Here is a 12,814-nt window from a genome sequence, read left to right on the forward strand (position 1 = left end):
TGATTTATTTGAGCTGTGGCAGGTAAACGCGGTTCTGAATGTCTCTTAAAACCTGTCTCAAATATTGACTTCAATCCATAAGCGCATAATGCTTAAATACTCTACAGTTTGGCAAAGAGCCATTTTATAATCTTTATTTTATGTAAGCAAAAGCCTCAACCACTTAGTGGCTAAGGCTTTTGCTAATTCTCACCAATAACAATTAGCGAAATTAATAACTGAAATTATTCGTTAGTTGAAGCTTCAGTAGAAGCAGGATAAGTCCAGTTGTTTTGACCATAACTACCATGGAATGGCTTCGTATCATTAGTTGACTTGAATCCTTCATCATGGTTGTTTGAAACATTGAAGTACAATTCAATTGGAGCAGCATCATTAGCTGGATTCAATGTAATTGTGCTTCGAGTATTAGCACGATCAAGTGTTAATGCATCAACATTAGGTTGGCCACTATTGTCATTGTGATGTACAAGAATTGCACCATCCGTAGTTCCAAGACCTTTAGTTAAATCGTTAAATGCTTTCACAAAGTCGGCTTGAGAGATAGTACCATTACCATCGCTAGCAACCTTTTGCAAAGTAGCATTATTCTTAAATGCGTTCAAAATTGCGGTGTAATAAGCATCGCCCTTTTGAGTAGGAACACGACGGCCATTGTAGTCTTGAAGCCATTGTGCAAAGGTAACACTTGTATCTGCAGGATGTGTTCCGACAACATTAGCACTAAATGCATTATCACCATTAAAGTGAATGGTCATCTTGTTAAAGATGCTTTCCAACTGTGAAGCAGTCAAAGTTTGTGAAGCATTAACTGGAACGTTAAATGACTGACCAAACTTAGCAATACTTAATTGACCGTACAAAGCTGTACTTGGAGAAAGTGTTGCATTGCCAACAGAGTAACCAGTAGGTACATTGTTTGTAATGTTGTTGATCAAACTCTGTAAACTAATCTCAGGAGTTGAACCCTTTACAGCATTAGATTCAGTGTACTTGTAAGTGCCAACAACTTTTCCAGTAGCATCGGTATAATTGATGTTAAGGGACTTTTCATCAGTGTTGTTAGTAGGAGTAGTAGCTTGTTGAGCAGTTAATGCTGAATACTTAATCCAGCCATTGATCTTTTGACCGTTGGTAGCATTAGTATCAGCAATCTTTACCCAAAGGTCGCCTTCACGGGTACGGGTAGTTTGGTCCGTAACTTTGAAGGTATCGTTAGCGTAAGGAGTAGCATCAGTAACAGTACGGCCCTTCTTGTACTCAGTCCATGCAGGATAAGTATAAGTAGTAGCAGTACCATCATTAGCAGTACCAGCCTTAGTAATCTTGTAGGTAGCATTCAATTGGTCCTTAGTCAAAGCAGTAGTCTGATTTGATGGGCTCTGGAATGAAGCTGCAGATGTGCTAGAAGCTGATGAGCTGTTTGAAGCAGTTGCTGAAGTAGTACCAGCAGCGTCAGTAGTAGTGCTGTACTTAGCAATACCACCAGCAAATGCAGAAGTGCTCTTACCACCATAGATCCAGCCACGGTAAGTCTTATCGAATGATACGACCTTGTAGTAAACTGAGCCACGGTTAGTAGTAGCAACACGGTATACACGCCAGTTCTTTTGACTAGTCTTGTTGTCCTTAAGGCCAGCTAAAGTAGTCTTAGAAGCAACAGTCTTGGCACCTTTCAAAGTACCAGCCTTGGTGTACAATGCGTTTGTACCATTAACGTTAACGTTACGGGTAGTAGCATCGGCCGTCAAGGCCTTGTTTGATGTAACCTTAGCATAGCTCTTTGCTGAAGCGTTGGTAGCGTTAGCTGAACCAGCAACAGCGACAAAGCCTAAAGCAGCTAAGCCTACAAATAATGATTTCTGTGGGTTTGGGTTTTCCGCCGGCTGCGTAGCGGCCGCGCGTTGAAAAGCCAAAAGTTATCACTCCGTGTAACTTGAAATGATAGTGGTTGTAGAGTGAAGTTGCTATTGAATCGACTTTCTCAAAATTGCCTCGATGGTTGCTTCATCTGCACTGATGCAATAGTGGTTTAAGGCCTCTTTAATCGCAATTCGGTTCGAGTCCAGTATCAAATCCAGTGGACTATTAGGAAATTTGGATAATTGATATTGAGTATAGAAGTCATTGGCGTTCTCGGCAAGCACCATGCTAATATGAGCACGTAATGACATCTGATAGCTCCTGACCTGGTTTATTTCTGATAATCTGGAATTAAGAAAATAGAATGATGATGGAATGATCAAAGGTTCTTCACAGTCTTTGAACCAAACCTTTAACGTCTCATCTGCTGAACGAATATTTTCATGATTTTCAACCTTGGCGGCCGCAATCCAAATTTGATCACCAGATTTATTTCTCTTTAATGGTGCGAATCGAAGTTTGCCAAAAATAAATGGGATATATTCAGTAATCCCTGCTTGAATTGGGATCCGGCGAAAACTGTTGGGCGGTAAAACCCGTTGTTTTTGTTTCAGCGTGCTAAAGAGCTGGTTGGTTGTTTCGGGAACAGCGAATAATCCCTGGCGACTGTCTACAACGATTGTCTTGTGCTTTTTGTTGGTAAGACTGATTAACATCAGCACGGATTCCCAGTGGATGTGGTGACTCTTTTGGCGCGTACGGATATGGTTGAGCTTGAACTTACTGGTATCGATGGTTCGTGAATGGAACCGGCGCCCTGCCGGTGTTAAGTGTTTACTAAACTTCATTGATTTAATTCCCCCTAGATAATTAAGTACTAATAGCATGTATTATTTGCCCCACTAACAATACATAATGATCCGGCCGGGGGCAACTTTAACGGCTGGCAATTTTTCCTAATGAGTTTATAAATATATCTCGAACATATTAAAAAGTTAGTGTAAACTAGATAGGTAAGTGTTCCGAGGGGTCTAATTTTTGGAATACCGTAATGAATATATTGGAGGGAAATTGAATAATGAAATATTCGAAGTTCATAATGGTTGGATTGGCAGTAGTTATTTTTGGGGTAGCGACTGGTACGAATTCAACTATTTCAAATAGTGATGTTGTGTCGGCGAAGGCTCGCACTGTAAAGGTTCTAAGGTCATCAGGTATGAGTAAGACTGCCTATAATGCCAATGGCGGTTCTATATTTACAACTGCAAAGTTAACGAAGAAGGCACATAATGCCAGCAGTTATCTAAGAACGACATTTTATGCAACCAAATCAGCAACTGTTCGCAAGTCGAATGGCAATACTGCCGTTTACTATTACATTAAGAGTAGTAACGGGCGTGTGAAAGGCTGGATTTGGAAGGGTAACCTAAGCAAGAAGCCTAGTTATACAAAACAGAAGGCAGATATTAAAGCGATGCTTCAGATTGTCAGGACGACGACCTCGGATGCTCAAAATGAGTTGTTGGCAGATTTTGATGGTATCACTCCCGCACAAGCTTATGACTCCTTATCGACAGTGATTAATGATATGAAGTACATTCCAGACGGAAGTGGCAACATCGAATGTGTTGGTGCTGCCTATCAATTATTTGCGGGTAGATTTAATTCGACGACTAATGCAAAGCTGAGTGCCTTATATGGCGCTTATACTCAAGCGGAGCAAAGTGGCGATAGAGATAATTGGAGCGATGCGGCCAATAATCTTGCAGACCAATTAGCTGAGGCTGTGGAAAATCTTTAGTAGTTTTAACTAGTTGAGAGTTTATTTCATTTATTAGCGTTTTAAAGAACAGTCTACCAGGAATGGTGGCTGTTTTTTGATAGATGTGAATTGAAGGCGGCGGGAACTGGATAAATCCGATCCAGTTGGGGAATCTGGTTTAATTAATTTGTAGGTAATATGACGGTATAATAGCTGGTAAATGGAGGTGTTCTACATGGCAGCGATACAGATTACATTATCAGATGAAGAAAAACAGCAAGTCGATCAACTATTTAATGAATGCCTCTGCTGGTCACCTGCGGTGACCAATTTAGTGGATTGATTATCGATAGATTTTCAATCACTTTGCAGCTCAGATTCCCTAAAGTATTCATGTAAACCCTATTTGACCAAAGGTGCGTCCCAGCGGATCATACTTGATTATGGGCTATCTGGCACCACGTTCACGTTTGCGCATGATATAATCGTAGTATGGAAATATGAAGCGAGGTGAGAACCGTGTTATCGATGGCCAAGCTGGACTATCATTATAGGTTGAAGATTCGAATTTACCCCAGTGATCGACAGAAGCAAATCATCAAGGTGAATAGTGATGCTAGCCGGTTTATCTATAATCAGATGGTGGCCAGTAACCGCGAACTTTATCAACTAAAACGAGTTAAATTACCTGTTGAGTTGGTGCAAAATCGCATTCAGCAGCTGGAAGATCGTCAAAATGCCAAACAGCTATCTAATCATTATCAGTTTTTAGCCGACCCCCGGATTGATAGCTTGACCAAGGCCAATGCTATTCAGAATTATCGCAAAGCCTGGCAGGCTTTTCACCAGGTGCACACCGCCGGGGTGCCCAACTTTCACCGTAAAAGTTATGCATGGAAATACCAAACCAATTGTCAGTACCTTGGGCAAAAATCGGCTCAGATGACCAATGGAACCGTGCGGTTCTTGGATGCAAAGCATGTCGAGGTACCGAAGCTCGGCCGGTTGCGGATAAACGGCGCTCATCAGCGACTATTGAAGCGCGATGCGACGCAAGCAATTCGGATTGGGACGGTGACGATAGCTAAAGATGCGGCTGACCGCTTCTTTTTATCCATGCAATTAGGCTCAAAAAAACCATTTGTTGAACCGGTGCTAATTCCACATCAGGCCGTGGGGATTGACTTAAATACCGAAAATTTTCTGACAACGAGTGATGGTGACGTCATTGCCAACCCGCGGTATTACCGGACGATTAAAGCTAAATTAGCCCGAGAACAGCGGAAGCTGTCCCGCCGTCAAATGCGCGCTAAGAAAGAACACCGGTCATTGTGGACAGCCAAAAATTATCAACAGCAACGGCAATTAGTCGCAAAACTCCATGATCAAGTTCGCCGCCAACGGCAGCACTTTCTCCAGCAACTTTCAACGACACTCATCAAAAGCCACGATCTGGTCGTTGCCGAGGAGCTTCGGAGTAAAAATCTGTTGCGCAATCATGCTTTAGCCATGAGCATTGCTGATGTCGGCTGGCGAACTTTTCTTGGGATGCTGAGTTATAAAGCGGATCTGTATGGAGTAACGTTTGTGACCGTGAATCCAAAGAATACGACGCAGACGTGTAGTCAATGTCGCTTCGTGATGGGGACGCAAGGCACCAAAAAGTTAACCCTCGCGGATCGTCGCTGGCAATGCCCCCGCTGTGGTACTCAGCATGTTCGGGATCATAATGCCGCTCGGAACATTTTAGCCAAAGGTCAAACTCAATTAGTCTAGACTAGACCGTTCCTCTGGCAACCTGGGAACGTAAACGGCTTTGGTCATTAGCCGGTCCCTGCTTAGATCACTGCGGTGGTCTAAGTAAGCTGGCTGTATCTATGCAAATTGTGGTCATGAAGCCGTTAGGTTTCAATGCTCACAAGCTCCTGACTTTAGTCAGGAGTGGTTGACGCAATTGGGGATGACGACTAGTGGCGCCATCAAGATATTCTTAAGTCAATCAATTCAAAATCAAGGATTGCCATTTACTCCACATGTAAAAGATAACCCCCGTAACCGCAAAGCTATTTATCCGGTTATTGGAAAAGATGGCCAATTGGTTATTCCGGATGATGCCCCAGAAGAATTAAAGGATTGGGTGAAGAATGGATAATCCGTGGTTGTATGAAAAAGTTAATTGAGTACAAACTAAAAAGGGTGGTTCTGAAAAATGGGGGCCGCCTTTTCTAATGTACGACTTTTTGTGATTACTTGATTAATTCCCTGGTGATGATTGTTGAGCAGAATAGTTTGACGATTAATGTCGGGGTGTTTTTAGTCACTTAAGATTTGGTATCTGGTAAAATCATACTGTAAGAAGTAATCAAGTAGTAACTAAGTGGAGGTTTTAATATGACAAATAAAACAATGACCAAAAAGATTTCCGTTAAAGGTCAACTGGTTCTACCGTCAGAATTTCGTAAGCAACTCAATATTAATTCAGGCGACGAAGTGAGTGTTTCGCTTAATGATAAAGACGAAATTGTAATTGCAAAAGTACCAACTAAATTGGACTGGCATAATTTGATTAAAGATGTGCCAGCTGAAACGGTTGATGTTGATAAAGATGGTCATTACGACAAAACTAAGGCACCTAATTTTGCTAAGTGGATGAAAGAAGGCTAGTAAATGTCACCGATGGATGTCTATATTGCCGACGTCTTTTTTGGTGATAATACTAGCAAAAGTAAGCACCAACCAATTCTGGTGGTTGATTATGACGATGACTATTTAGTGACCTATAAAATTACGACCAAGTATGCTAATAAATCTGAATCGATAAAAAAGTATTATTATCGGATTTTAGATCTGGATGTTGCTGGTTTGGATCGGCAATCTTATGTCGATACACTTCAACTTGTAAAGATTACCCGAAATTATGTGCTAAGTAGGCGACCAATTGGTCAATTAAGCAATCGCGATAAGGTCAACCTATTCAAATTTGTAAAAAATAACAATGCAAAACGAAGATGAGGATTGCTAGGGAATCTATTCAAAGATGCCCTTGAAGCTGGCAACTTATTTCGTAGTTGTTGCTCTGCCAACTGGGTGGATGGGGCGAGTCTATCGGTTAAATTCATGATGGTTTCTCCTAATTGGATAATTGTAGTTAATGTGAACGACGCGCAAGTTTTCTTGTGGGTCTATTTTTTGCAATTGGTTGAATAATCCGCGGTGCAAAATGTATACTCTGAAAAAGCAAAAAAGAACAGTCCATTATTTAAAATTGGTAGACTGTTCTTAATGGTTCAGATTTGTAAGGGCACATTTAAGAAAACATAATTTGAATTGATTTCCCGAATGCGTTGGCGATTTTTGATAGTGTTTCCATACTTGTGTTGGCACCGCTTTCTACCCTCACAACGGTAGGTTGAGGAATGCCAGCCTTAGAAGCGAGTTCCTGTTGAGACCAGCCATATTCTTCGCGCTCGCTGCGAATGGCAATGGCGCCGGCAAGCTTATTCTTTTCCGCTCTGACGTCGTTAGCAAAATCTGGATCTTGCATATCCTTTGTAAAAAGTTGATCTGTATCGGTTAAGTAGTCTTTGCTTGTCATTATGAGTTACCTTTTCCTTTTCGACCAGAAACGTTTCTATAAGTATAATATATAATGATTCTTGATTGAATAACATATAATGTGAGTAATTAATATGGAGGTAATCTCCCCACAATGCACCAAAGAAACTCTAAGATTTGGTGAAAAATGATTAATGACAATCTTGCTGAGGTTGATCGGGGTCGGTTTTTGACTAACGCCACTTTTCCAACCATCACACAGAAATTCTCGATTATATAATTTCAGTAGTGTAAACTAATGAAGGACACTAGAGAGGAGATTGGGGGGATTCAATGATGGAACATTTGAGAGGGCTGCGGTTGGTTGTTTTGACTGGTTTATTGGTATTGGGATTAGTTGGCGGCATTGATGCACATGCTGACGCCGACCAATCCTATTTACCCGTGAGTGGAGAGCAGACCACCAATTACTATACGAAGATCAAAGCCAGCAAGCACAACTATGGCATTTATCAGTCCGGTGGGTGGCGGACATCTGTGGATAATGTTCAGCCAATTGCCCACTCTGGCACCTATTCCAATAAGCGGGTTCACGTGACTAAGCAAGAAACCGTTCAACAGCAGACTTGGGTCAAATTTACATACAAGGAGTTCACTGGCTGGGTACACCAAAATGCCACCGACAAAAGTTATCGCTGGTTAAATGTACCGCTGATTGCCCAACGACCGGAATTGCCGACCGGCTGCGAGATTGTGGCTACAACGATGATGCTGAATTTTGCTGGTTCCAAAGTGACCAAGATGCAGCTGGCCAAGCAGACCCCGCGAAGTCGTAACCCAAATAAGGGATTCGTTGGCAGCCCGTACAGTCCGACTGGTTGGTATATTTATCCGAAGGGCTTGCTGAAAGTGGTCAAGCGCCATGCCGGCAGTGCCAAGAATATGACTGGCGCAACGGTTGCTCAGATTAAAGCGCAAATCAACTTGGGCCGTCCGGTGGTTGTCTGGGTTTATAATGTGGATGGATTTGTGAATCATACCATCACGATATCGGGGTATTCAAAGAATCGATTCTATTACAATGATCCTTGGACGAAGCAGAAAACCGGCATGACGATTAAACAGATGCAATGGCACCGTGCCCGGGATGGGTACCGGGCGTTGAGTTATTAGCAATGGTGAAGGGGAAGGTGACATGATGCAGAAACAGCAAAATTGGTTAATCAAAATGATCATTTTGGCTGCGTTTGGGGCGGTCATTGGCGTTGGATTTGGACCGTCGATTCACGCAAGTTCCAGCTATTATACAACGAATCCAGGAATTATTAAGACGAGAAAAGCAGTGGTTTACTATCGAGACGCGACTAGGCAGGTTAAGGACAAAACAGTTGCTGCCAACCATTTTGCCAAAATTTCGAAGGTTGTGACCGCAGCTGGCAAGGCGCCGGTTCTGGAAACAAATACGGGTCGATTTTTGACTGCAAGCAAGCAATTTGTAACTAAAACGGCCGGCTACCAGAATCCCAAACGGTATTATCAAGTGCAATATCACCAAATTAAGCCATCTGGGAAAGTTGGTTACACGGTTAAACGCGGGTTTGAAGGTATTAAGACTTGGTATATTATGCGCAAAATGGGGACTTTTTCTGGATATGATAAATATAATCAGGCAACCTACAATGCCGTTAAGCAATTCCAGCGGCGTCACCATTTGAAAGCTTCTGGTAATGTGAACGAGCAAACTTGGCTTAAGATGGGCTTTTCAAAGCAGGCTTGGACTGGTATTGATCGGTATGTGGCCCCATTGAGGGCTCATGCTTGGGATGGTCGCTCAGCTCATATTGAGGCGATGATTCACCAGGCTTATCGGTATTTGGGCAATCCTTATTTGGTGGGTTCCTCATCCAGTCCAAGGTATGGTACCGATTGTTCGGGCCTTGCCATTCAGGCGATGTATGCAGGCGGCATCAATCCGCTGCCGGTCAGTGCGATTCATCACGCTTATCCAGGCAACGAGTGGAATTCCCGGAATCTCTGGGCTTCCAAAAAATTCAAGCGCGTGGCTTATTCCCACCGTCAACGTGGCGATCTGGTATTCTACTATCAACCAGGCACCCATGTCATTTGGCATGTGGCGATTTATCTCGGCCATAATCGCGTGATTGAGAGCTGGCCACCGAAGATCATGATTCAGCCGATTAAGAACGGCCAGCGGTCGAATGTGGCTGGGATTGCGCGGGTGTTTGATTAGGAAAAGTGAATGGTTTGTAAAAACGGATCGGTGTCCAGAAGTTGGATGCTGATTTTTTTGTATCTGTTGTCAGAAATATAAAATTTGGTTGGTTAATTAACGTATTTAATATAGTAGGGGGGATAAATGGAAATCAGTTTTTTAACAGCGGATAAAGATTACAAGCAATTTCCTGAAAAGTCATTGAGGGTAATTACTGATGCATAATATTTGATTGTTAGGAATTCAATCATTGAACCCATGACTAATATCTGATGTAATTACAAAAATAGGATGCTGCATTAAAACAAACAAACAAAGGCCCCAGCTATGAACAATTATCGTTCATAGCTGGGACCTTCGTTTGTATCGGTGAAGTTTGATTTGTAAACGGATTTGGAGACAAAATTGTTCATTTTTAAATACAACGTTGTATTATTTAATACAACGTTGTATAATAAAATCTGAAAACGGTTACTATAAAACTTGTGTGAGGAGTTAATAAAAATGACAGAACAAGCAACAAAAAATCCTGTGATTATCAGTACTGATCCCGGGATCGATGACGCTGTTGCAATCGCAATCGCAACGTCTGATGAGGCATTAGACGTTAAATTAATCAGTCCAATTTCTGGAAACGTTAGCCTGGCTAAAACGACGTTGAACACACAAAAGCTACTAACGTTCTTCAACAAACCAATCCGAATTGTTCCTGGAAGTAACAAACCATTGTTACGACCAGCCAAGGATGCAAGTGGGGTTCATGGTAAGACAGGGATGGATGGCTACCCATTTCCTGAAATTACGACCAAAGTGGATGACAGTGTCACGGCTGCGACTGCTATGCACGAAATTGTCACAACAAGCGATCAGCCAGTAACTTTAATGGGAATTGGCCCGTTAACTGATATTGCACTGTTTATCCATCAATATCCACATGATCTGGCAAACATCAAAGAAGTTGTTTTGATGGGTGGCAGTCTGGGCAGAGGAAACTTTGGAGTTCTGTCCGAATTCAATTTTGCAACGGATCCGGAAGCTGCCAAGATCGTCTTCACGAGTGGCCTAAAGATTCGAGTGGCTCCAATGGAAATTGGTCGCCAAGCTAAAATCATGCCAACAACTTCCGAGAAGATTAAAACGCTTGGTAGGGTCGGCGATATGTTTTATAAGTTGTTCTCCAAATACCGGGGCGGTAGTTTCAATAAAGGGCTCAATATGTACGATGCATTGGCGGTCGCCCTCGTTCTTAAACCAGAATTGTTTGAGCAAGTCAAAACTCATGTCGAAATTGAAACGACGGGCCGCTATACAGCTGGTGCATCGCTAATTGACTTAAAAGGCTATTTAGATATGCCTGATAATGCAACCGTTGCGGTCAACGTCGATACTGACAAGTTTGAAAAATGGTTTGTTGAAGAAATTGGCAAAACAATGCCTTAATTAGGGGAGATTAATCATGAACACAATACTCGTAATTATTATCGGCTTAATTGCAGTCGGAATCTTGGTTTATATGTTATTGAAAAAGAACGATATCAAAATGACGTTACTGTCACTAGGGCTAGTCCTAATGTATGTTGCTATCATAATGGGAAAGAAAATTGTCGTAACGATGACAACAGGTGCCACGGCGTTTGATCCGTTCCAAGCAATTGTGGATCAATTCTCTAATACGTTAGTTGGTCCCGGATTTGTTATTTTGATTCTTGGTGGCTATAGCGCATATATGAGTCATATTGGCGCGAATCAAGTGACTGTTCACGCGCTTACCAAGCCAATTTCAAAAATTAAATCAGTCTACTTTTTGATCCCAATTGTTTTCTTGATTGGTAACCTGCTATCATTGGTGATTCCAAGTGCTTCCAACTTAGCGATTATTTTACTAGCAACCTTGTACCCAGTTTTGCGGACGGCGGGGATGTCCCGATTGAGTGCTGCCGCTATTATCGGGACTTCAGCAACGATTATTCCAACGCCACTTGGTTCTGATAACGTCGCAATTGCTGCTCAGTTGCATATGCCCGTTACTGATTATGTATTCCAGCACCATGCAATTGTTTCAATTCCAACGATTTTAGCGATTGCCGTTATTCATTATTTCTGGCAAAAGCATGAAGATAAGCGATCACCAGAAACGTTGAGTTATGATGCTGAACTTGCGCAAAATACGGATGCAAGCGAAAAAAGTGATGCCCCTGAAGTTAATTACACTGGCTTTAAAGGCTTCGTTTATGGATTACTACCACTGTTACCAATTGTGTTGTTGCTAATTGTCTTCTTCATGAACATTGTAGCTGGTACTAAGCTGAATCTGAGTGTTCAAGTTGTCAGTATTATTAGTTTTGTCGTTGCAGTAGTCGTTGAATTACTCTACAAGAGTAACTTTACCGGCGTATTGAAAGAAACCAGCCACTTCTTCAATGGAATGGGAAATGTCATGAGTATTGTGGCCTTACTGGTATCAGCTCAGGTGTTCGTGCAAGGCTTAACGTCAATTGGGATTATTGATTTGGTTCAAAATTCAATGAAAAATATGAGTGGCTCAGGGATTATTCTGCCAGTCATCATGGTTGTCTTCACTGCAGTGATTGTGTTATTAAGTGGGAGTGGCACGGCATTACTCTTTGCAATGATTCCATTGATTATTCCGTTGTCAAAAGCAGCCGGTATTGATCCTGTTGCCCTTTCCGTCCCAATGCAATTAGCTGGTAACCTGTTGCGGGCAGTCTCCCCAGTTGCTGCAGTTGTCTTAATTGTTGCTGGAACAACCAAAGTCTCCCCGGTTCAGATTGTTAAACGGACATCGGTTCCAATGGTGTTTGGCGTGTTAATGATGCTCGTCATGTCACTCATGATTTTCCAATAAGATAAGGTGATCAACATTAATTCAATTCAAGTTCCAACAATAACTCGCAGACTGGCCACGTTAAATGACGTTGAAGACATTTTGACGCTGATTGTTGATGCTAAGGAGCAAATGGCTCGAAATGGTGTTCAGCAGTGGAATGATGCGTATCCAAATGAAGCAGTTGTTTTGGCTGATATCTGTCATCAATCATTATGGTTATACGGATCAGCGAATAACGCATGTGTTACAATAGTGAGGCATGGTAACCAGTGTTTCATCAAGCGATTGATGGTTGACTCTGAACAAACTGGGTGTGGGATTGCTAGCCGAATGATCGATGATGTGGTGAGCCGGGGTATCTCTTCGAATACTAAAGAGATTCGGGTTCTAACCAATCACACCAATCAACCGATGATTAATTTAGTCAGAAAGAAACAGTTTTCCCAGATTGGCCAACTGATTATGCCTGACCGGCCACAGTTTGGAAACTTCATTGAGTTTCAAAAGGATGTTCAGTCAACGAAACCCAGCCCAAATTAAAATAAGGATGTTA

The 12,814-nt window shown here is 42.1% G+C and carries 13 protein-coding genes; 10 read left to right on the forward strand and 3 right to left on the reverse strand.

Annotated elements, in window-relative coordinates; all coding sequences use genetic code 11:
- Nucleotides 1–224: 224 nt before the first annotated feature.
- Nucleotides 225–1,916: an S-layer protein gene (locus KTE19_RS13935; protein ID WP_249778593.1), complete on the reverse strand. Its 1,692-nt coding sequence runs from the start codon at nt 1,914–1,916 to the stop codon at nt 225–227.
- Nucleotides 1,917–1,967: 51 nt separating this feature from the next.
- On the reverse strand, nt 1,968–2,711 hold the full coding sequence (locus tag KTE19_RS05425) for a hypothetical protein (RefSeq protein WP_217341785.1): 744 nt from the start codon (nt 2,709–2,711) through the stop codon (nt 1,968–1,970).
- Nucleotides 2,712–2,941: 230 nt separating this feature from the next.
- Between KTE19_RS05425 and KTE19_RS05430 the strand changes: the two genes are divergently transcribed.
- From KTE19_RS05430 to KTE19_RS05450, 5 genes are all read left to right on the forward strand, one after another.
- Nucleotides 2,942–3,664 carry a hypothetical protein gene (locus KTE19_RS05430; RefSeq protein ID WP_217341786.1) on the forward strand — a complete coding sequence of 241 codons (723 nt, stop codon included), beginning with the start codon at nt 2,942–2,944 and terminating at the stop codon, nt 3,662–3,664.
- Between the two features lie 480 nt (nt 3,665–4,144).
- Nucleotides 4,145–5,401 carry an RNA-guided endonuclease InsQ/TnpB family protein gene (locus tag KTE19_RS05435; RefSeq protein WP_217341805.1) on the forward strand — a complete coding sequence of 419 codons (1,257 nt, stop codon included), beginning with the start codon at nt 4,145–4,147 and terminating at the stop codon, nt 5,399–5,401.
- A 169-nt stretch (nt 5,402–5,570) separates the two neighbouring features.
- Complete coding sequence (locus tag KTE19_RS05440) at nt 5,571–5,777, forward strand: type II toxin-antitoxin system RelB/DinJ family antitoxin (protein ID WP_217341787.1); 207 nt, start codon at nt 5,571–5,573, stop codon at nt 5,775–5,777.
- Between the two features lie 239 nt (nt 5,778–6,016).
- On the forward strand, nt 6,017–6,289 hold the full coding sequence (locus KTE19_RS05445) for an AbrB/MazE/SpoVT family DNA-binding domain-containing protein (protein ID WP_217341788.1): 273 nt from the start codon (nt 6,017–6,019) through the stop codon (nt 6,287–6,289).
- A 3-nt stretch (nt 6,290–6,292) separates the two neighbouring features.
- Entirely contained in the window at nt 6,293–6,637 is a 345-nt protein-coding gene (locus KTE19_RS05450) for a hypothetical protein (RefSeq protein WP_217341789.1), read from the forward strand.
- Nucleotides 6,638–6,932: 295 nt separating this feature from the next.
- Here the strand turns inward: KTE19_RS05450 and KTE19_RS05455 are convergent, their stop codons facing one another.
- Nucleotides 6,933–7,220, reverse strand: a complete 288-nt coding sequence (locus KTE19_RS05455; RefSeq protein ID WP_217341790.1) for a helix-turn-helix transcriptional regulator — start codon at nt 7,218–7,220, stop codon at nt 6,933–6,935.
- 293 nt (nt 7,221–7,513) lie between these two features.
- Here KTE19_RS05455 and KTE19_RS05460 point away from each other — a divergent pair, with 293 nt between their 5' ends.
- The 5 genes from KTE19_RS05460 to KTE19_RS14145 all read left to right on the forward strand — a co-directional run bounded on the left by KTE19_RS05460 (nt 7,514) and on the right by KTE19_RS14145 (nt 12,801).
- Nucleotides 7,514–8,353: a C39 family peptidase gene (locus KTE19_RS05460; protein WP_249778594.1), complete on the forward strand. Its 840-nt coding sequence runs from the start codon at nt 7,514–7,516 to the stop codon at nt 8,351–8,353.
- A 25-nt stretch (nt 8,354–8,378) separates the two neighbouring features.
- The gene (locus KTE19_RS05465; protein WP_217341807.1) at nt 8,379–9,431 is read left to right on the forward strand and encodes a DUF5776 domain-containing protein; all 1,053 of its coding nucleotides are present in this window, start codon (nt 8,379–8,381) and stop codon (nt 9,429–9,431) included.
- A gap of 486 nt (nt 9,432–9,917) precedes the next feature.
- On the forward strand, nt 9,918–10,853 hold the full coding sequence (locus tag KTE19_RS05470; RefSeq protein WP_217341791.1) for a nucleoside hydrolase: 936 nt from the start codon (nt 9,918–9,920) through the stop codon (nt 10,851–10,853).
- Between the two features lie 16 nt (nt 10,854–10,869).
- A complete protein-coding gene (dcuC, locus tag KTE19_RS05475) occupies nt 10,870–12,279 on the forward strand; it encodes a C4-dicarboxylate transporter DcuC (RefSeq protein ID WP_217341792.1) in 1,410 nt (469 codons plus the stop codon).
- Between the two features lie 6 nt (nt 12,280–12,285).
- Nucleotides 12,286–12,801: a GNAT family N-acetyltransferase gene (locus KTE19_RS14145; RefSeq protein ID WP_217341793.1), complete on the forward strand. Its 516-nt coding sequence runs from the start codon at nt 12,286–12,288 to the stop codon at nt 12,799–12,801.
- Nucleotides 12,802–12,814: the final 13 nt, after the last annotated feature.

The organism is Lentilactobacillus dabitei (assembly GCF_019061365.1).
GTDB lineage: Bacteria > Bacillota > Bacilli > Lactobacillales > Lactobacillaceae > Lentilactobacillus > Lentilactobacillus dabitei.